The organism is Mesorhizobium opportunistum WSM2075 (genome assembly GCF_000176035.2).
GTDB lineage: Bacteria > Pseudomonadota > Alphaproteobacteria > Rhizobiales > Rhizobiaceae > Mesorhizobium > Mesorhizobium opportunistum.
The window spans coordinates 4,863,512-4,882,551 of sequence record NC_015675.1; the positions used below are offsets into that span (position 1 = coordinate 4,863,512).

The following is a 19,040-nucleotide window of genomic DNA, read 5'->3' on the forward strand; positions in this document are numbered from 1 at the left end:
ACGTTGCCCGGCCGGGTGCCGGCCCGCACAGTCGCATCATCCGCGCAAAAGCATAAGCGAAATCCGGCGCGGCTGCGTTTATCCACTCCCTGCCGGTTGCCTGTTCTGGTGCGCCTGCTCACGCAGATGCTCCTTGGTTTCGGCATCAAGCGCCCGCCAGTCGCAACCGCGAAGTGCCGCCCCCATCGAATAAAGTGCGAGGATCGTCACCTGCCGTCCGAAACGGAACTTCAGCCGGTGGTAAGCTTCAACCACGCCGAAACCGCGCAGATCCACCTCACAGAGAATATCGATTTCCGCCAGCATCCGCGCCATAGCCGGTCCGAGGTTCCTCATGTCTTGGATGCGAGTGCTCATCGCCGGGCCTCAGAGCGTTGAAGGCGCATGAGATAGTCTCCAGGATTTGGCGATTTGTTTGGACCGTTGGCCCACAGTCGCATCATCCGGCCAAAAGCGGAATCCGGAATGGCCGCATTTTCTGCTGGACGAATACTCCGCACAAATCCCACCACTGCTATACGATCGAGCATGGCGGATCGAGGAGACAGGTGATGCGGCGTTTGGCAATGACCATGGCAATGTCCGCATGCGCGAGCGGCACCGCGCTGGCCGCGCCACCTTATGTCGGAACCTGGTCCCACGACCGGCTGAACTGTAGCGCGGCCGCCGACGTTCAACGCCAGACGGTTTTCACGGTGGACAAAGCGGCCCTGTCGCTTCCCGAATTCGGTTGCGAGCATGCGGCCTTTCGCAAAACAGCCACGGGCTGGGTGGTGCATGCGAGCCAGTGCTACGGCTCCGATCCGACACTCGAGGAGCCGTTCGCTCGTGTTGTCCATATCGAGAGGCATGGCGCCATGTTGCGGTTCACCTGGCCTGGCTTCGACAGCGGACCGCTCGTGCGCTGCTGAAGCAATCAGCGTCTCAAACCAGCCCGACCAGCAAGGCCGCGCCGCCGAGAAAGCCCACCGAACAGACCCACAGCAGCCAGAGCCCCCGCACCCGGCATTCCAACACCGCAGAGGCGGGATTGGCGGGGTCGTAGTGGACTTCGACCTGGCTGCCCTCGGCATAGCTTCGTGCCTGGCCGCTGACTAGGGCGGGCAGCGAAGCGGTGACCGTGGCGCCGAAAGTGACACGGTCGGAGGTGTAGCGCTGGCCGGCGACGCCATAGCTGTAGACGATGCGGGATTTGAAGACGGTGCGCCAGCGTCGATAGTTGCTATGGTTGCGGAGCGCCTGCAGGCCCGAGGTGTCAATGCGGCCGGCGGCGACCGGCCATTTCGCGGCCTGCCCGGCAAGCGACTTCTGGGCGAAACCCATGCGCAGCGCGAACAGGCCCATGAACAGCAGCAGTGCCGCGGCGCCGAGGTTTTGCGGTTTGGGCAGATGCGGCCGGATCGCCTCCAGCAGACCGCCGACGGAAAACACCAGAACCAGCGCGCCGATCACCAGTCCGGCCGAAAGCTGGAACATGAACTTGAAGGCGCCGTCCGGCATGGTGCGCTCGATGACGGCCTTGCTCGGATCGGCCGGATTGTAGAACACGGTCACGTCGGCGCCGCGCGGAAACTGCGCAAGGGTCTCGGTGACCTCGAAATTCCCCAGATTTTCCTGCACGCTGTAGCGCGAGCTTTGAAATTTCTTGCCGCCCACCTTGTATTCGAAGGTGATCGCCGGAAAATTGCGCATCTCGGTGGTATCGCTGCTGTCCGAGCCAGCGCCCGAGCTTCTGACTTCACGCGCCTCGACGCGCGACGAGACGATCTTTCCCGGTGTCGGCAACCAGTGGCTGAGCGCCCGCACCTCCCGCCATTTCATGACGCCGATGAACGACAACATGCCGGCGACCGCGCAGGCAAAGCCGACAAGCAGAATCTTGAGTTCCACCCTGATCCCCCCGGAGCGCAGGAACCGGCACTAGACAGCACCGCGACGGTAATGTCTCGCTTATTCGCAAAATCGCAAGGCAACCCATCACATCCCAGACGGAGCACCAAATGATCGATCACATAACCATCGAAGTGGGTGATCTGGAGAAGAGTAAGCTTTTCTACGAACGCGCTTTCGCGCCCCTGAAGTATCGCCTGTCCTTCGGCAAGGAAGGCGTCTTCTGGGCTTTCGATGTCGGCAATGGCTGCCTGTTCGAGATCCAGCGAACCGGCGAAGCGCCACCGCTCACCCATCTGCACGTCGCTTTCCGCGTCGGCAGCAAGGCAGAGGTCGACGCGTTCCATGCGGCAGCGCTGGAGGCCGGAGCCAAAGACAATGGGGCGCCCGGCCTGCGTCCGGACTATGCCGAGAATTACTACGCCTGCTTCGTGCTCGACCCCGATGGCTACAACATCGAGGCGATGATCAACGAGGCGTGACGCGCTCACCTTTTTCCACAAGGGAGAAGGGAAAAATATCCCTTCATGCCGGCCTCACAGCCAGAAACGTGTTCCATTCCTCGTTGTTGCGGCCGATGTTGAAATCATCCCTGAGGAGGACCAGCCCGGCGCTTTCGAGACGGGCCGCGAAGTCGTCCCTGCGCCAGTAGACCGTATGATATCTGCCTGATGTCTCGCCATCGCCATTGCGCATCGATACGAGGAAGGCGCCGCCTGGCCGCAGTGCCCCGGCAATCTTGCCAAGCACCTGGTCGGTCTGGTCGCGCGGCACATGGATCAGGACGGCCAGGGCCAGGACGGCGTCATAGGGGCCGCCGAGATCATCAGTGATGAGATCGAGAAGCTCACCATGCCTGCCGCGCGCGGCCTGCAGTTCGAGAAACCGCTTTGTTGCGTCGGTGCGGCGAACCTTCACGCCCAGGCCCTCCAGAAAATCCGCGTCGTAGCCGGCACCCGACCCGACTTCCAGAATCCGGCCGGATGTGCCGGCAATCGCCACAAGGCGCTTCAACGACGCCTGCTCTCTCTCGTTGGGGACATGCCGCACGATGGCATCGTAGCGTTCCGCATAGTCCTCATAGGCACTGATCGTCCGGCGGCTCTTGGCCAGAGCCTTCGACAACATCTTTCCCTCCCTTGCATCCATGCTGGTCAAAGAGCTTCCTTCAGCGAATGGTGCCGGCAAATACGCATCCGTCAAGCATGCCGATGTCGTCCTGGGAAATGATCCGACATGCGCCCATCGACACGACGACGTGATAAAAGGGTCATTTGACGATCGATGCGATCGGATGAAAAATCCGCGGAGACACAGCCGGAAGGTGCGCATGAGCGACGAACCCGAGGATGACGGCGACATCGTGAACCAGCTCGCCTATGTCAGGGCCGATCCGACCCAGCACGACACGCTTACGCTTCTCACCATGATCGATGCCGCGATTGCCGAGATCATGGCCTTGAGGAGGAGCCTGCGGCTGAGCGAGGAGCGGAACGACCGGAGCAACCAGCTCCAATAGGCAGCCGGAACGAGCAGCAACGCGCAAGAAGCCCTAGTCCGCGTCGGCCACCATTTGCCGGCCGCCGGCCCAGGCGCGCCATTGCCGCTCGTCGCCATTGAAGACGTTGAGGTCGATGCGGCCGGTGACACCATGCGACAGGCCGGAGCCGGAATATTGCCAGAACAGCCATTTGCGGTCGGGATAGACCTTTGACGGATGCCTCGCCACCGCGCGCAGCCAGAACGAATAGTCGAGGAATTGGCCCCTGAGATTGTCCCGGTAAAAATCCGGCGCGGTGTAGATGATCGGCCGCTGGCCGTAATGGCGCTCGAGCTTGTCCATGAACACCTGCATCTTCTCCAGCACCTTTTCGCGCGACGGGCGTCGCTTGCAGCTGGAGTCGCCGTTCCACTCGACATCGATCACCGGCGGCAATGCGCCGTCGACCTTCGGCACGTTGCGGATGAACCAGTCGGCCTGTTCGCCGGCGGTGCGGCACCAGTAGAAGAAGTGGTAGGCGCCGCGCTTCAGCCCGGCGGCGTCGGCGTTGCGCCAGTTTTTCATGAACATCGGATCGAGATGGTCGCCGCCGTCGGTTGCCTTGATGTAGGCGAAATTGGCGCCCTGGGCGCGCAGCTTCTCCCAGTTCACGTTGCCCTGCCAGCGCGACACGTCGACGCCATGCACGGCAAGGTGCCGTGGCGAGGAGCGGCCGAAATTGATCGGCTTGGCGTCGCGAAAGCCGTAGCGCGTGACTGGACCGGCGAGCATGGCAGGGGCTGCCCGCGTCAGCAGTTTCGGCGGCGAGACCAGGGCTGCCGGCTCGACCGGAGCATCGGCGCTGTCGGGCAATTCGGGCGCTGGAAACGCTACCGTCTCCTCCTCCGCCAGGCCGAAAGGCTGAACATTGTCGTCCACTGGCGCGGCCTCGGCCAGCCTGCGCGCATTGCCGACCTTCGCCATAGGGACGGATGCGATCGGCGCGCTTGGCCGCACCACCGAACTTGTCGTCTCGTTTGACGGCCTCTGCACGTCGAGCGCGTCCATGCCCGATGTCGACGAGCAGCCGGCAAGGCACAGCGATGCGATCATGAAACTGACGACGCCTGATAACCGCATCTGGACCTGTACTCGAAACACAACAGACCGAGGGCAACGGCCGACGGACAACCGGACCAGTTATGAACGAGAAATTACCAATAAAGATTGAATCAAGTTTTTACCATGCCTGTGGCCGGTTTCGGACATTCGCCGCCGGCGCCATCGCAGTGATGATCGTCGCCGTGGTCGTCATCAGGCTGCGTGGCAGGCGGGCCGCGCGAACCTGGCCATATCCTAGCCACTTTTCCTGAAGACGCCGATCATCGGTCCCAGATTCCAGTAGTCGTCGTTGCGGCCGATGGCCGGGGCGAGCAGGCTCGATATCGTACCGTCGAGAAACAGCGCGTTGTCGCACCCGAGCGCATCGCGGAACAGCCGGGCGAATGCATGGAACGTCACCGTGCCGTTCGAAATGGCAAAGACCGTGACCCCGTCCTTGCGCACCCCTACCCCGTCGCGGGTCTTGCGCGATGTGCCGTCGGCCTGAAATTTCGGATGAAGCTGGCCGTCGATCACCAGCATCGGTCCCGATTGCGTCGCATAGTCGGTGGGCGGCCGCTTGCTGACGAAGTCCCTGGTCGCCCGGACCGCGGCCTTGCCGTCGCTGACGTAAAAGATGCCATTTGGCTGCAGCGAGAAATTGCCGCTGCCGGATCCCGTCTTGACCGTCGCCATTTCCCGGCCACGCTCGACATAGAGGCCGACCGGCCTGAGGTCTGGATGGTACATGCCGGCATTGATGGCAAACAGCATCGTGCGGCCAGCCATGCGCTGGGCGGCGTCGAGATTGTGCAGCGATTGAAATGGCTTGCCTGTCTGGTCTTTCCAGAACAGCTCGACCGAATATTGCTTGGGGTCGACCTCGCAGACCAGATAGCTGGTCGCCTCGAAGGTAAAGTCGCGGCACGGCGGCACCGTCGCGAACCATTGGCCGAATGCCACCGTCGTGGCGACCGCCTGCGGCAACGTGGCCTTGATCAAGGCCAGCAGCAGCGGCGCGGAATTGAAAAGCGTCAGAAAATCCATGCACCCACCCAGCTCCAACGAGCTACCGTGGATAGCATCGCTGGCCGGCATTGTGGAAGCTCGGCCTGGAACGGCGTGGATCGGCAATGGGATGTCGCGGACCCGAGGGCACTGGCCGCGGAGCCGACGAGACTATTTGACAGCACTGACCAGCTGTTCGTCGCCACCAAGAATGGAGACCCAGTGTCCAGTGTCGTCGCTCGCCTGCCGCTTCAGATAGCGGTAGCTGGTCTGGTTCCAGAGCCGGACCTTGTCGGTCAGATTGTCGAGGATAAAGTCGCCCTTGTCCGTCCGCACCGTCAACACGGCATGACCTTCACCATCAGGCTTGCGAACCACCGTCATCAGCAGATTGGCTATGGCAATGCCCAGCCTGTTCAGTTCACGCCGCTTTTCCAGCGCGTAATCCTCACAGTCGCCGAAGCCGTTGTCCGGATAGGCCCACCACTCGTCCTTGCCGTAATTGTCCACGTCGCTCATCGGCTTGACGCGCGTGTTGACCGAGAGATTTACAGCTGACATCTCGTGCAGCAGCTTGCCGGTCATCTGTTCCGGCACGCTGTCGTGTGAGCGGACCGAACATTCGGCGGCATGGATCTTGCAGAAATCATAGTGGCCAATCGGCTGGGAGGTCGAGCCGCCGACGACCATGGAAACAGGAGCCGCGTAGGCGAAACTCGCTGCGGAACACATCGCGGTCAGAGCAACCGCCAGCCCCAGCCCCTTCGCCTTTCGGCGCCAACCCTTCGAGGATGCCATCCGGCCCCGCCCATCTGTTTTGTTAACAGAACGTTAAAGGCTGTTACCTACCGAAGTCAATCAAGCCGGCTGATCACATCTTTGCGGGCCGAAGCGTGGAGGTTTCAAGGTTGCTCCCGCGCAACACAGAGCCGACCGCGAGCCTAGGCAAGCCACCCGATCGCAACGCCCAGCAGCAAGACGATGCCGAGCAGGCCACGATAGATGACGAAAGGCCAGGCGGAAAACCGTTCCAGCACGCGCATCAGGCCCCAGATGGCCAAGAAGGCGGAAATCGAGGCGACGACCAGTCCGGTGGCGAGAACCGACCATCCGTGGGCATCGAGATGGACCTTGTGCAGTTCCCAAAGCTCCTTGAGGCCGGCAAGAGCGATGGCCGGCAGCCCGAGCAGGAACGAGAAGCGCGCTGCCTCGGCCCGCTTGAAGCCGAGCCCAAGTGCTGCCGTCAGGGTCGAGCCCGAGCGCGAGACGCCGGGTATCAGCGCGCCGATCTGGGCGACGCCGACAAGCAGCGCATCGGCGAGCGAGGCTTCGCCCATGGTGCGCCGGTGGCGGGCGAAAATCTCGGCCAGCGCCAGCAGGACGGCCATGACAATGCAGGACCAGCCGATCACGCTCAGGCTGCGCAGCGGTGAATTGCAGGCGTTGAGGATGCCTGACAGCGCCACGCCGGCAATGACGATCGGGACCGTCGCCAACACGATCCAGGAGGCCAGCCGGAAATGCCGGTCGGCAAAATCGCGGCGTGTGAGGGCGTCGATGGAACCGAACAGCAGGTCCCTGACATCGCCCCAGAAATAGCTGACGACGGCGGCAAGGGCCGCAAGCTGCATGGCGGCGGAAAAGGCCGACCCAGGATCCTGCCAGCCGAGCACCGCCGGCACGACGCGCATATGGGCGGTCGAGGAGATCGGCAGCAGTTCGGTAATGCCCTGCACAAGGCCGAGAAAGGCGACCTTGGCATATCCCAGGCCGACAAAGCCCGTATCCAGGCCCTGGGTACAGATGTCAGCCATGTCGGGTTCCGTGTGTGAGGGATCGAATTTGCGCGGCATCGACCAGCCTTGACCTGTCCCGCCTTGGCCTGTCGTGGGCAAGCCTTACCGTCATGGACGGGATAATCAATTTACGGATTTGTAAGCTGGTGACGCAGCACTGAACGCGCGTCGGTAGGGGACCGGCCCCAATGGGCCGGCCTACGGTCTCACAGGGAGTGTTCTCACAGGAGAAAAAGACAAGGCGATTACGGACACAGCCAGAGTTTCTGGCAGGTCCTGGCGATCACATGCGCCGGCGGAACGACCGGCTCGTCGACGGAAGGCCGGCGAGCCCGTTCGAGCAGCATGCGCACCTGCTCAGGGCGCACACGATCGCGCTCCATCACAAGCAGGACCATCGGATCGCTCAAAAGCTCGTCCAGGGTGCTGATGCTGTCGTTCATCCGTCGTCTCCTCGAATGCCGGCCCGCGCAGCATAGATAGGAAGACAATCATGGCCCGCCAATGACGTTTTGCCGGCTATCGCGTGATGTTTTGGATTAAATTTTGGTCATCGCCTTACTGTCCCGGCGCCGCCGCGTGGCGAGGGAAAGTCTAGGCTGGTGGCGGAGCGCCTTCATATTGCGGCAAGCCATCATCGAGCACCACCCAAGGCTGTTTCGAGGCGGTGAAAATGTGCATCTGCGGCCTGAAGGCCGACGGGTCGTCGAGCGAACCGGTGGTGACGCCGATGATGCCGGCGGTTGCGCGCCTGGAAAACATTGTCGTGCCGCAGCCCGGGCAAAAACCGCGCTCGAGATCCGGCGAGCTGTTCACCGTCGCCAGCGGTCCCTCGATCGTCACATCGTCGATGCGAAACAGCACGCGCGCGTTGAAGGCAGCGCCGATCGCCTTCTGGCAAAGCCTGCAGTGGCAGATGCGTTCGTTGATCGGAGCCGCGTCGGTGCTGTAGCGCACCGCTCCGCACAGGCAGCCGCCCTGATGTTTAGCCATCGTCTTGTTCCGCAAATCGAGAAAATAAGCGGCAAGGTAGTCGCACGGCCGACAGGGTCAATTGAAAAGCCTTGATACGATGCCATCGATAATCGGAATGCGATGGAGTTTGTCGTGGCGCAAGAGATCGAGACCATCGGAATTGCCGACCTGTTCGAGCCGCCCTCGCCGGCTCGCGACCATGTTGACACCAGGATCATGGCCGCCGCCTCGGGGATCGGTTTCATGGCTGTCCGCGACTTTCCCGGCGATCACTGGCTGACGCCGGACAGGCGAGCACAATTGCTGCGCATCTTCGCGCTGTCCGAAGCCGAGAAGCAGAAGTTGTTGCGCTGGAATTTCGACCCGACCAGGAAGAACGTCTACCGCGGCTGGTTCCCGCTGCAGCCGACAGCCGTTTCCTACAAGGAAGGCATCGACATCGGGCCGGATATCGCCGATGCCGGAGGTTTTTCGGCCTCCGACGATCCGCTGTGCGAGCCGACGCCGCTGCCGGCCGAAGGTGCCCTGCCCGGCTGGCGCGCCGCGGCGGCGGACTACTACCGGTCGATGGAGAGCGTCGGCAACGCGCTGATGCGGTCGATCGCGCGCGGGCTTGGCCTGCCGGAGACGATCTTCGATGCCTATTTCGATGACGGCATCTCGACGCTGCGCCTGATCCGCTATCCCCTGCGCGATGCCAACGCCGGCGTCGACACCAGCGGCCCGGAATTTTCGGTGATCCACAAGGGCGAGAAACGCACCATCATCGGGCGCGAGCATGCCGATTCCGGTTTCGTCACCTTGCTGGCGCAGGATGGTGTCGAAGGCCTGCAGGCCAAAAATCTCGCCGGCGAATGGATCGACGTGCCGCCGGCCAACGGCACGCTGGCGGTCAATTTCGGTCAGTTGCTGGAGCGCTGGACCGGCGGGCGCGTCCGTGCGACGCGGCACCGGGTGATCGCGCCGAAGACGGTGCGGCTGTCGATCCCGTTCTTCTACGAACCCCGCGTCGATGCAGAAATTGCGCCGCTGCCATTGAAAGGCGCCGAGCCCTTCGAGCCGTTTCTCTACGGTGACTATCTCTGGGAAGCGGCGACGAATTTCGTCGAGATGAGCGGCATCAAGCATCTCAGGCAGCCGCGCCGCGCCAAGGCTTCATAGGCAACGCCAGCCATCTCGTCGCAGAGACGGCCGGCGGGGAAATGACAGGCTACTCCGTTTCGCCGACCACTTCGTCCCAGCTCTTCACCTTGGTCTCGCCGTTGAGGAAGGGCAGCGCGGCGGCCGTCAGTTCCGGGGCGAAGAAGACGTCGTAATGTGTGCGGTTGGGCAGGATCGCCAGGCGGTTCCGCGACAGGTTCTCGCGCATCCAGCCCGCATCTTTCAGACCGCCGCCGAGCATCTGGTAGAACTTGATCTCGTGCTCGGGTTTGTACATGTCACTGTCGCCATAGGCCAGCATGACCGGCATCTTCAGCTTGGGAACATCGGCCGAGTAGTCCCTGTTCTGGCGCATGAAATTGCCGAGCGCGTCGAGCAATTTGGGGAAGTCTTCCGGATGCGGCGCAACCGCGACGTAGGACTTGTACATCGGCGTGTCCTTCATGAACGGCGCGGCGGCGGCGCTCACCTGAGCCTGCTGCGGGCGCATCTCGTCATAGAAACCGTCCGTGGCATAGCCGGTCGAGACCAGCACAAGGCGGCGCACCATCTCGGGATGGCGGACAGCCATGCGGAAAGCAACACCGCCGCCGAGCGAATAGCCCATGACGTCGACCTTGTCGTAGCCGAGCGCCTTGACGATATCGGCCATGTCGTCACCAATCGCCTCCACGCTGAATGGCCGGTCGCCGAGCGCCGTGCGGCCATGGCCTTGCAGGTCGACGCCGATGACGGTGCGATTTTCGGCAAACTTGGGCAGGATCGGCGCGAACATGTCGGTCGAGCCAAGACCGCCATGCAACAGAAGCAGCGGCTCGCCCTTGCCGTAGACGGCGTAATAGTAATTCAGGCCGTTGATCGGCAGCAGGCCGGACTTTCCGGGCTTCAGCGGTGTTCTCGTTTCGGTCGTCATGGCAGGTTCCTTTGCATTGGTGGTGCCCGGGCAGGCGAGAAGCGCCGCGGCCGAAGCAAGAATGGCGAAAAACAGGGTTCTGGACATATCGGTCTCCTCCAGTCCTGCCGGTGTCAAAGCGTCTTGTCGGTTCAAAGCGTCTTGTCGGTGTCAAAGCGTCTTGGCGAGATCTTCAAGCTGGTCGGCGCACTGGCCCCAACCCTGATGAAAACCCATCGCCTCGTGCTGTTCGCGATCGGCGACGCTCCAGTGCCGAACGCGCGCGATGTAGCGGGTCTTGCCATCGCCTTCGTCCTCGAAGGTCAGCACGACGGTCATGAACGGCTTTGCCGACGGCTTCCACGCCTGTGTGTAAGCATCGGTGAGGACGATCTTCTGGCCGGGGATGACTTCCAGGAAGACACCGGGGTTGGGAAACTCATTGCCGTCCGGGCTAGCCATGACGACAAGGCTCGAGCCGCCGGTGCGCACATCCATCTCGGCGCGCGGCGTCGTCCACGGCTTTGGCGAGAACCATTGCGTGATCAGCTTCGGCTCGGTCCAGCAACGATAGACGTTGTCGCGCGGCGCATCGATGATGCGGGCAAGAACCAGTTCGCGGTCGTTGTCGGGGGCGATGTCGAGCTTGGTGGCCACGGTGGTCTCCTCGGGTTTGATCTGTTTGATCTTGGGGGGTTGGTCCGGCTTCCTTCCCCAAGGACGAGCCGATGCAATGCAACCCGACACCGCCAGTGAAAAAATCTGGCGATTGGAGAAAATCTGGCGACTGCTTGTATGGTCTGAAGGCTGGGCGGCGAACGAAGCTCGCGTCAGTGGCGCTTGGCCTGCACCAGATAGGCGTCGATCTCGGTTTCGCCGAGCCACTTCGCGGCCTCGAGCCGATGCAGGCCTTCGACCAGTACATGACGCTTGCCGTCGTGGCGGACCTGGATCGGCGTCTTCATGCCGTTCTCCAATATGTCCTCGGCGAGATGGCGGACGGTCTCGGGGTGCAATGTCTTCTTGCGCGCCGTCGGCACGTAGATGTCGTCGACCTTGACCTTTTGCACTCTGAGCATGCCGATCCCCGTGGCGGAAAAACGCCGTCGTCACTCCTGAGATAGTCGGTTTGGTCCGGAGGGCCAAGAGCGCGGCCAACGAATACGGCGAAGCGTTTGCCTGTCATCGCACGTTTCGATATTGCGTCTTCGCGGTCGTCGATGGTCACGGAGCAAGCAATTCCCATGAGCGAACCCCTGGTCACCTTCGTCGGCGTCGCGCATCCCTGGATGTGCGACGTGATGGGACACATGAATGTGCGCCACTACGCGGCAATGTTCGACGACGCCAGTTTCCAGCTGCTCGGCCATATCGCTGAGCAGGACGGCAACCAGCCGTCGCAAACCGGGTGGGCCGACGTGCGCACCGAAATCGACTACCGCCATGAAACGAAAGCCGGCTCGCTCCTCACCATCCGCTCGCATGTGGTGAAGATCGGCCGCACCTCCATCACCTTCGAGCAGGTGATGTCGGGATCGCTCGACGGCATCGTCCACGCATCGAGCCGGACGACCAGCGTGCGCTTCGACCTTGCCGCGAGGGCCTCGGTGGCCCTGGACGAGCCGATGCGCGATCGCGCGGCAGCGTTCCTGATCGAATAGACCGGGCTTGGCCGTTCAGCCATTGTAGATACGGTCGTTGAGCGGCGTCTCCGTGATCAGCGCCTGCAGCCCTGACAGCAATGCCTTCTCGGCACGGTTCATCACCTTGTCGGGATTGGTGAGCAGGAAGATGTCGATGGCCGGCGGCGCATCGTAGGGTGGCAGCCGCCACAACGTGCCGTCAGCCACGTCGCGCCGCGCCACATGCAACGGCAAGGGGCCGATGCCGAGCCCGGCGACGATCATGCGCCGTACCTCCTCCAGGCTTGAGGACACGCCGACGACATCGGCGCTCAGCCGGGCTTCGCTGCGCAACAGCGCGACCGGCCGCAACGCGTCCGAAATATGGTCGGTCTGGAAGGAAACCGAAGGCTCGCCCCGCAGATCCGCCAGCGCCAGTCCGGTTTTCCCGTAGAGCCTGTGCTGGGGGCCACAGAAGAAACCAAAGAATTCGCGATAGACCATCGCATAGTCGAGCGCCGGATCGCGCTGGCTGACCAGGCAGATACCGAAGGAGGCGCGCCGCTCCCGCACCTGCTTGGCCACTTCGGTGCTTGCCGCGACCGAGATGGTGATGCTGGCACGCGGATAATCGCGATGAAACTCCGCCAGCGCCCGGTCGAAGAGCGGCGAGACGACATGGCTTGCCGTGGCAATCACGACGTGGCCGGTGACATCGTCGCTGATGCCGCGCATCAGCAGCGGCAGCTGCGATATCGTGCCGAACACCTCGACGCTCTGCTCGTAGAGAAGCCGCCCGACTTCAGTCAGTTCGAAGCGGGTCGCGTCACGCTCGACCAGCCGCCTGCCGACCCGGTCTTCAAGCCGCCGCAGCGCGTTGCTGACGCTGGGCTGCTTGAGGTTGAGCCGCTCGGCGGCGCGGGTGATGCTCTTCACTTCCGCGATGACGACGAAGGTCCGCAGAAGGTTCCAGTCCAGGTCCCAGACCAGACGTTCGGGGCGCGGCAAGGTCATTCCTGATATCTATGCTCCCTATTCCTATTATCTATTTGCGCAATGCTGCCGCAAAGGCAATCATTGCCGTCAGGAGCGCGCCCCAACGCCTCCCAAGAACAAGCCTTCGCGCTCCAATCCAGAGGACAGGAACCAGATGAACAGGGTATTTTCCGGCATTGCGGTCGCGGCGCTGCTGCTTGCGTCGACCTTCACCGCCGTTTCGGCCAAGGCCGACGATCTCGAAAAGATCAAGGCGGCGGGCGAACTGAAAATCTCCATGAGCGGCCAGTACCCGCCCTTCAACTTCGTCAACGACCAGAACGAGGTCGTCGGCTTTGACGCCGATATCGGCAAGGCGATCGCAGAGCGCATCGGCGTCAAGGGCACGATCATCACCACCGCCTGGGACGGCATCATTGCCGGTCTGCTCGCCAACAAATACGACACCGTCGTCGGCTCGATGACGATCACCCCCGAGCGCGAGAAGGTGGTCGATTTCGTGGGCCCCTACTACCACGCCGGCCGCGCGGTCTTCGTGAACCAGGATTCCAAGGTGCAGAGCCTCGACGAACTCAAGGGAAAGACCCTTGGCGTAACGCTCGGCGAGACGCACGAGAAATGGGCGCGCGAACAGGGTGGCTGGGACATCCGCACCTACAAGGGACTGCCGGAACTGCTGCTGGAACTGAAGGCCGGCCGTGTCGATGCCATCGTCGTCGACAACATTCCGGTCATGGTCGCCGTCAAGGAAACCGGCGAGAAGGTCCGCAAACTCGATACGCCTGATATCGAGGGCGGTAGCGTCGCCATCGGCATCGCCATCCGCAAGGACAATCCGGCACTCAAGGCCGCCATGCAGAAGGCGCTGGACGAGATGATGGCCGACGGCACCTACGAGAAGATCTCCAAGCACTGGGTCGGCAGCGACATCCGTTAATTTCCCAGGCCCCAGGCGACGCAAGTTCGCCTGAGGCCGCCTGTCATTTCTGCTGGGCTGCCCCATGGATTTCTCCTTGATGAGCCGCGTCTTCCCCTTCTTCGTGGAGGCCGCGCTGCTGACGCTGGAACTGACAGCGCTGGCCCTGGTTCTGGGGCTGGCGGCGGCAGCGCTGGCCGCGGCCGCCAAGATGTCGAGATCCGCGATCCTGCGTGCGCTCGGCGCTGTTTATGTCAGCCTGTTTCGCGGCACGCCGTGCCTGATCCAGCTGTTCGTGCTCTATTTCGGCGGCCCGCAGATCGGCATCAATCTGGATCCGTTCGCGGCCGGCGTCATCGGCCTTGGCCTCAACATCGGTGCCTACATGGCGGAATCGATCCGTGGTGCGGTGATAGCAGTCGACCGGGGCCAGACCGAAGCTGCCCGCACCATCGGCTTCAGCCGCTTCCAGACCTTGCGCAAAGTGGTGCTGCCGCAAGCCGCCAGGCTGATGATCCGCCCGCTCGGCGTCAACACCGTCGCTCTTTTGAAGGGCTCGGCATTGGTGTCCACCATCTCGGTGGTAGAGCTGACCTACACCGCCCAGCGCTTCATTGGCTCCACCTACAAGCCATTCGAGATCTTCGGTGTCGCGGCACTGCTCTACATGGTCATGGTCTACGCCCTCGCCCGCATCGTCGACATGCTCGACAAGCGCTTTGCAATCGTCTGACGGGGAACGAGATGCAAGGTCTGGATTTCACCATCGTCGCGCCTTACTGGGACCTTCTGGTGACAGGCGCCTGGTGGACCGCCGTGCTGACGATTTCGGCGGGAGCCTTAAGCTTCGTCTTCGGCATCCTGTTTGCCATCACCGTACTCTATGCTCCGGCAATCCTCGCTTATCCCGTGCGCGCGCTCATGTGGCTGTTCATGGGGACGCCGCTGCTGCTGCAGCTCTTCCTGATCTATTTCGGACTGGTGCAGGTCGGTATCGACATCCCGGCACTTGCCGCCGGCATCGTCGGGCTTGGCCTGCACTTTGCCGTCTACAATGCAGACGTGATCCGGGCAGGTGTCGTGGCTGTCGACATCGGCCAGACCGAAGGCGCACGCAGCATCGGCTTCGGCAAGTGGCAGACGCTGCGCTATGTCGTGATACCGCAAGCCATCCGCAACACGGCGCCACCAATCGGAAGCAACCTGATCGCGCTGCTGAAGGAATCCTCCGTCGTCTCGGTCATCGGCATCGCGGAACTGGTTCATTCGGCGCAACTGGCGATCAGCGAAACGTTCCGCCCGTTCGAGTTCTACATCACGGCCGCGGCGCTCTATTACATCTTGAACCTCGTGCTCGAAGCGGCCTTGCATCGGTTTGAAAGACATGTGGAGGTCTCCCGATGAGTACGCAGCGGCCAATGGTCGAGGTCCGCGGTGCGCGCAAATCCTTCGGCGCCGTCGAGGTGCTGAAAGGCATAGATTTGTCGGTCGAGCGTGGGCAGATCGTCGCCATCATCGGGCCGAGCGGCTCCGGCAAGAGCACGTTGCTGCGCTCCATCAACCATCTCGAGACATTGAACGGCGGTGACGTCTGGCTGGACGGCGTGCAGGTCAACCAGCCACTGCACGGCCAGGCTTTCGAGCGGCACATCAACAAGGTGCGCCAGCAGATGGGCATGGTGTTCCAGCACTTCAATCTGTTTCCGCACCTGACCGTGATCGAGAACATCACCATGGGGCCGATGATCCTGAAAGGCATGCCGAAGGCGGATGCCCGGGCTTTGGCGCATGGGCTGTTGTCCAAGGTCGGGCTCGCCGACAAGATCGACGCCTATCCGTCGCGTCTTTCGGGCGGCCAGAAGCAGCGCGTGGCGATTGCCCGAGCGCTAGCCATGCAGCCCAAGGTGATGCTGTTCGACGAAGCCACTTCGGCGCTCGACCCGGAACTGGTCGACGAGGTCAACGCAGTGATGAAACAGCTTGCCGCGGAACACATGACCATGCTCATCGTAACGCACGAGATGCGCTTTGCCGGCGAAGTGGCGGACCGTGTGCTGTTCATGGACGGTGGCGTGGTGGTGGAAGAGGGACCGCCGGGCGACATGTTTCGAGCCCCACAGAAACAACGCACCCGCACCTTCCTCAAGAAATATCTTTCCGCCTGAGTACGATGATGACCAGATTGCCCACGGAATTCCCCGATTTCGGACTGACGCCAGAGCGGCGCCGTCACGCCGTGCGCGGCCACTACTACGAATGGCCTGGGATGGATGGCGAGCGCGGCGAGATCTGGTGCTACTCGGACCGATTTTCCTATCGTCCCGGCGAGACGGTGACGCTGCATGTCAGTTCGACGGCTCCGTCCTTTAGCATGACGATCACCCGCGACGGCGGCACCGAAACGAAAGTGTTCGAGAAATCGGGCATCGCGGCACGCTGGCAGGACAGTCCGGACCAATGCTCGGCCGAGGGCTGCGGCTGGGAGACTTCGTTCGAATTCCGCCTCGGCGGCGACTGGCCGTCCGGTGCATACCGCGTGACGCTGACCGCCGGCGGTCGCGACGGCAAGCCGATCCAGTGCCACCATCTGTTCATCGTCAGCCCGCAACCTGGCAAGAAGCCCGGCCGCGTGCTGCAGGTTGCGGCGACGGGCACCTGGCTCGCCTACAACACTTGGGGCGGCTCCAACCACTATCAGGGCATCACCGGGCCTGACCGCAACCAGTATTCGCCCATCGTATCGACCCAGCGCCCCTGGTGCCGTGGCTTTGTCGTGCTGCCCGGGGATGCGCCGCGCGTGCCGCTGGAAGTCGCCGTGCCGCCGAAGACCGTGCCGCGCTATCCGCATATGGAATGGGCGCTCGCCACCGGCCATTCGAAGAAATACGCCTCGTCGGGCTGGGCCAGCTACGACAGCCATTTCTTCCGCTTCGCCGAGCGGGCCGGCTACGGTGTCGACCTCGCCAGCCAGCACGACCTGCATTTCTCGCCCGACATCCTCGACGGCTATGACTGCGCCGTCTTCGTCGGCCATGACGAGTACTGGACCTGGGAAATGCGCGACGCGGTCGACAAATATGTGGAGCGCGGTGGCCATGCGGCGCGCTTTGCCGGCAACTTCATGTGGCAGACGCGGCTGGAGGATGAGGGACGCCGCCAGGTCTGCTACAAATACCGTGCCCGCGCCGAGGATCCCGCCTATCGCGGCGGCGACGTGACCCGCGCCACCAACTCCTGGGAAGCGCCCGAAATCGGCCGGCCGGGCTCGGCAACCTTCGGGCTGAACGCCACCCGTGGCCTCTATACCGGCTGGGGCGGCTGCGCGCCGCGCGGCGTGCGCGGTTTCCCGGTCTATCGACCGGAGCATTGGGCCTTTGCCGGCACCGGCATCTACTACGGCGACCTGCTCGGCGCCGACAGCCACGTCTATGGCTATGAGGTGGACGGGCTCGACTTCGAGATCCGCGGCGGCCTGCCCTACCCCACGTCAGACAGCGGCGCGCCGGATGGATTGCAGGTTCTCGCCGTCGGCATGGCTTCCCAGGTCGAGGAAAGCGCCGATATCCCGATCGAGGACCAGTTCCTCACCGACGAGGATGGCCGCTTCAGCGCCGAAACGCTGTTCGGCGAGGGCAGCGACGCCAATCTGGAGAAAGTCAAACGCGGCAACGGCATGATCGTCAATTTTCCGCGCGGCAAGGGCGAGGTGTTCCACGCCGGAAGCTGCGAATGGGTTGCCGGCCTGCTAAGACAGGACCCGATGGTCGAACGCGTCACAAAAAATGTCCTCGATCGTTATCTCGGAAAGCCCTGACATGTCGAAAACCCAGATCGCCGCTCAACAGACCGAAGCCCGGCGAGAATCACATCTGTTCTATTTGTCCAGCCTGCGCCGGCCGCTGATCGACCGCGCCGAGGGCATCTACATGTGGACGCAGGACGGCCGCCGCTTCATCGATGGATCGAGCGGGCCGATGGTCGCCAATATCGGCCATTCCAACCGCAACGTGCTCGATGCCATGAAGCGGCAGATGGACCGCGCCACCTTCGCCTACCGGCTGCATTTCGAGAACGAGCCGGCGGAAGAACTCGCGCGGGAACTCGCGGGGAAACTGCCGGAGGGCATGGACCGCATCTTCTTCGTCTCGGGCGGCTCGGAAGCGACCGAATCCTGCATCAAGCTGGCGCGGCAATGGGCGGTCGCCACCGGACAGGCCAGCCGCTGGAAGGTGATCACCCGCTTTCCCTCCTATCATGGCGGCACGCTGGGTTCGCTCTCGATCACCGGCGACGATGCGCTGTCCGAAACCTTTGCGCCGATGATGCGGTCGATGCCGACCGTGCCGGCGCCGACCGCCTGGCGCGACCGTGACAATCTTTCGATGGAGCAGCGCGGCGTTCGCTATGCCGACATGCTGGAGGAGAAGATCCTCACCGAGGGGCCGGAAAGCGTGGTCGCCTTCATCATGGAGCCGATCGGGGGTGCCGCCACAGCAGCCCTGGTGGCGCCGGACAGCTACTATGCCCGCATCCGCGAGATCTGCGACCGCTACGGCATCCTGCTCATCCATGACGAAGTGATGAGCGGCGCCGGCCGCACCGGCAAATTCCTCGGCGGCGACCACTGGAACTGCAAGCCCGATATCGTCGCGCTGTCGAAGGGCCTGGGCTCTGGCTATGCGCCGCTCGGCGCGCTCGCCGCACCGATGCGGCTGGTGCAGCCGTTGCTCGCCTCCGGCGGCTTCCAGCACGGCCACACCTATGCCGGCAATCCGCTCGCTTGCGCCGCCGGTCTTGCGGTTCTGGGTGAAATGGACCGACTCGACCTGATCGCCAATGCGGCTGCGATGGGCGATGTGCTGATGGACGGATTGAAGGGACTTGCCAAGCGCTTCCCGTTCATTGCCGACGTGCGCGGCAAGGGTCTGCTCACCGGCGCCGAGATGGTCGCCGATCCAGAGACGCTGCGGCCGATCGACCAGAGCAAGAAGGCGACGCAGCGCCTGCTCGACCTCGCCTATGCGCGCGGGCTGATCATCTATGGCCGCAGGGTCAAGGGCGGCGTCGACGGCGACAATTTCATGATCGCGCCGCCGATGATCATCACCAGCGAACAGGTCGGCGAAATCGTCTCCATCATCGGTGACGCGCTGGAGGTTCTGGCTTCCGAGCTCGACCTGCCGGTCGAAGGCCGGGGGTAAGG

At 62.9% G+C, this 19,040-nt stretch carries 24 protein-coding genes; 11 read left to right on the forward strand and 13 right to left on the reverse strand.

Going from position 1 to position 19,040, the window contains the following annotated elements; translation table 11 throughout:
* Nucleotides 1–78: 78 nt before the first annotated feature.
* Entirely contained in the window at nt 79–357 is a 279-nt protein-coding gene (locus MESOP_RS23475; RefSeq protein WP_013895814.1) for a TfoX/Sxy family DNA transformation protein, read from the reverse strand.
* A 194-nt stretch (nt 358–551) separates the two neighbouring features.
* On the opposite strand from MESOP_RS23475, the gene MESOP_RS23480 reads away from it, so the two are divergent.
* Complete coding sequence (locus MESOP_RS23480) at nt 552–911, forward strand: hypothetical protein (protein WP_013895815.1); 360 nt, start codon at nt 552–554, stop codon at nt 909–911.
* Nucleotides 912–924: 13 nt separating this feature from the next.
* Here MESOP_RS23480 and MESOP_RS23485 read toward each other — a convergent pair whose 3' ends face one another.
* Nucleotides 925–1,890, reverse strand: a complete 966-nt coding sequence (locus tag MESOP_RS23485; RefSeq protein ID WP_013895816.1) for a DUF3592 domain-containing protein — start codon at nt 1,888–1,890, stop codon at nt 925–927.
* A gap of 110 nt (nt 1,891–2,000) precedes the next feature.
* Between MESOP_RS23485 and MESOP_RS23490 the strand changes: the two genes are divergently transcribed.
* Nucleotides 2,001–2,372, forward strand: coding sequence for a VOC family protein (locus tag MESOP_RS23490; protein ID WP_013895817.1), 372 nt, complete (start codon nt 2,001–2,003; stop codon nt 2,370–2,372).
* A 43-nt stretch (nt 2,373–2,415) separates the two neighbouring features.
* Here the strand turns inward: MESOP_RS23490 and MESOP_RS23495 are convergent, their stop codons facing one another.
* On the reverse strand, nt 2,416–3,039 hold the full coding sequence (locus MESOP_RS23495) for a class I SAM-dependent DNA methyltransferase (protein WP_041164258.1): 624 nt from the start codon (nt 3,037–3,039) through the stop codon (nt 2,416–2,418).
* A gap of 181 nt (nt 3,040–3,220) precedes the next feature.
* Here MESOP_RS23495 and MESOP_RS23500 point away from each other — a divergent pair, with 181 nt between their 5' ends.
* Nucleotides 3,221–3,409 (forward strand): hypothetical protein, encoded by a 189-nt coding sequence (locus MESOP_RS23500; RefSeq protein WP_013895819.1) that lies wholly within the window; start codon nt 3,221–3,223, stop codon nt 3,407–3,409.
* A gap of 33 nt (nt 3,410–3,442) precedes the next feature.
* Here the strand turns inward: MESOP_RS23500 and MESOP_RS23505 are convergent, their stop codons facing one another.
* From MESOP_RS23505 to MESOP_RS23530, 6 genes are all read right to left on the reverse strand, one after another.
* A complete protein-coding gene (locus tag MESOP_RS23505) occupies nt 3,443–4,510 on the reverse strand; it encodes a glycoside hydrolase family 25 protein (RefSeq protein ID WP_013895820.1) in 1,068 nt (355 codons plus the stop codon).
* Nucleotides 4,511–4,726: 216 nt separating this feature from the next.
* Nucleotides 4,727–5,518 carry a phosphodiester glycosidase family protein gene (locus MESOP_RS23510; protein ID WP_041164259.1) on the reverse strand — a complete coding sequence of 264 codons (792 nt, stop codon included), beginning with the start codon at nt 5,516–5,518 and terminating at the stop codon, nt 4,727–4,729.
* A gap of 132 nt (nt 5,519–5,650) precedes the next feature.
* The gene (locus tag MESOP_RS23515) at nt 5,651–6,277 is read right to left on the reverse strand and encodes a transglutaminase-like cysteine peptidase (RefSeq protein WP_013895822.1); all 627 of its coding nucleotides are present in this window, start codon (nt 6,275–6,277) and stop codon (nt 5,651–5,653) included.
* A gap of 143 nt (nt 6,278–6,420) precedes the next feature.
* Nucleotides 6,421–7,293, reverse strand: a complete 873-nt coding sequence (locus tag MESOP_RS23520) for an undecaprenyl-diphosphate phosphatase (protein WP_041164261.1) — start codon at nt 7,291–7,293, stop codon at nt 6,421–6,423.
* A 227-nt stretch (nt 7,294–7,520) separates the two neighbouring features.
* Entirely contained in the window at nt 7,521–7,718 is a 198-nt protein-coding gene (locus tag MESOP_RS23525) for a hypothetical protein (protein ID WP_013895824.1), read from the reverse strand.
* Between the two features lie 151 nt (nt 7,719–7,869).
* Nucleotides 7,870–8,268: a GFA family protein gene (locus MESOP_RS23530; protein WP_013895825.1), complete on the reverse strand. Its 399-nt coding sequence runs from the start codon at nt 8,266–8,268 to the stop codon at nt 7,870–7,872.
* A 114-nt stretch (nt 8,269–8,382) separates the two neighbouring features.
* Between MESOP_RS23530 and MESOP_RS23535 the strand changes: the two genes are divergently transcribed.
* Nucleotides 8,383–9,411, forward strand: a complete 1,029-nt coding sequence (locus MESOP_RS23535; RefSeq protein ID WP_174324782.1) for an isopenicillin N synthase family dioxygenase — start codon at nt 8,383–8,385, stop codon at nt 9,409–9,411.
* A 49-nt stretch (nt 9,412–9,460) separates the two neighbouring features.
* On the opposite strand, the gene MESOP_RS23540 is transcribed toward MESOP_RS23535, so the two are convergent.
* The 3 genes from MESOP_RS23540 to MESOP_RS23550 form a co-directional block, all read right to left on the reverse strand.
* A complete protein-coding gene (locus tag MESOP_RS23540) occupies nt 9,461–10,411 on the reverse strand; it encodes an alpha/beta fold hydrolase (RefSeq protein WP_013895827.1) in 951 nt (316 codons plus the stop codon).
* A gap of 63 nt (nt 10,412–10,474) precedes the next feature.
* Entirely contained in the window at nt 10,475–10,960 is a 486-nt protein-coding gene (locus MESOP_RS23545; protein WP_013895828.1) for an SRPBCC family protein, read from the reverse strand.
* 173 nt (nt 10,961–11,133) lie between these two features.
* Nucleotides 11,134–11,382 (reverse strand): ParB N-terminal domain-containing protein, encoded by a 249-nt coding sequence (locus tag MESOP_RS23550; RefSeq protein WP_013895829.1) that lies wholly within the window; start codon nt 11,380–11,382, stop codon nt 11,134–11,136.
* 165 nt (nt 11,383–11,547) lie between these two features.
* On the opposite strand from MESOP_RS23550, the gene MESOP_RS23555 reads away from it, so the two are divergent.
* On the forward strand, nt 11,548–11,964 hold the full coding sequence (locus MESOP_RS23555; protein WP_013895830.1) for an acyl-CoA thioesterase: 417 nt from the start codon (nt 11,548–11,550) through the stop codon (nt 11,962–11,964).
* Between the two features lie 15 nt (nt 11,965–11,979).
* On the opposite strand, the gene MESOP_RS23560 is transcribed toward MESOP_RS23555, so the two are convergent.
* Nucleotides 11,980–12,939 carry a LysR family transcriptional regulator gene (locus MESOP_RS23560; protein WP_013895831.1) on the reverse strand — a complete coding sequence of 320 codons (960 nt, stop codon included), beginning with the start codon at nt 12,937–12,939 and terminating at the stop codon, nt 11,980–11,982.
* Between the two features lie 136 nt (nt 12,940–13,075).
* Here MESOP_RS23560 and MESOP_RS23565 point away from each other — a divergent pair, with 136 nt between their 5' ends.
* The 6 genes from MESOP_RS23565 to MESOP_RS23590 all read left to right on the forward strand — a co-directional run bounded on the left by MESOP_RS23565 (nt 13,076) and on the right by MESOP_RS23590 (nt 19,038).
* Complete coding sequence (locus tag MESOP_RS23565) at nt 13,076–13,858, forward strand: ABC transporter substrate-binding protein (RefSeq protein ID WP_013895832.1); 783 nt, start codon at nt 13,076–13,078, stop codon at nt 13,856–13,858.
* 64 nt (nt 13,859–13,922) lie between these two features.
* The gene (locus MESOP_RS23570; protein ID WP_041164262.1) at nt 13,923–14,570 is read left to right on the forward strand and encodes an amino acid ABC transporter permease; all 648 of its coding nucleotides are present in this window, start codon (nt 13,923–13,925) and stop codon (nt 14,568–14,570) included.
* An 11-nt stretch (nt 14,571–14,581) separates the two neighbouring features.
* Nucleotides 14,582–15,241 carry an amino acid ABC transporter permease gene (locus MESOP_RS23575; RefSeq protein ID WP_013895834.1) on the forward strand — a complete coding sequence of 220 codons (660 nt, stop codon included), beginning with the start codon at nt 14,582–14,584 and terminating at the stop codon, nt 15,239–15,241.
* On the forward strand, nt 15,238–16,002 hold the full coding sequence (locus MESOP_RS23580) for an amino acid ABC transporter ATP-binding protein (protein WP_013895835.1): 765 nt from the start codon (nt 15,238–15,240) through the stop codon (nt 16,000–16,002). Before MESOP_RS23575 ends, MESOP_RS23580 begins: the two co-directional genes overlap by 4 nt.
* An 8-nt stretch (nt 16,003–16,010) precedes the next feature.
* Nucleotides 16,011–17,651, forward strand: a complete 1,641-nt coding sequence (locus MESOP_RS23585; protein WP_013895836.1) for a N,N-dimethylformamidase beta subunit family domain-containing protein — start codon at nt 16,011–16,013, stop codon at nt 17,649–17,651.
* 1 nt (nt 17,652) lies between these two features.
* Nucleotides 17,653–19,038 (forward strand): aminotransferase family protein, encoded by a 1,386-nt coding sequence (locus MESOP_RS23590; RefSeq protein WP_013895837.1) that lies wholly within the window; start codon nt 17,653–17,655, stop codon nt 19,036–19,038.
* The last annotated feature ends 2 nt before the right edge of the window (nt 19,039–19,040 follow it).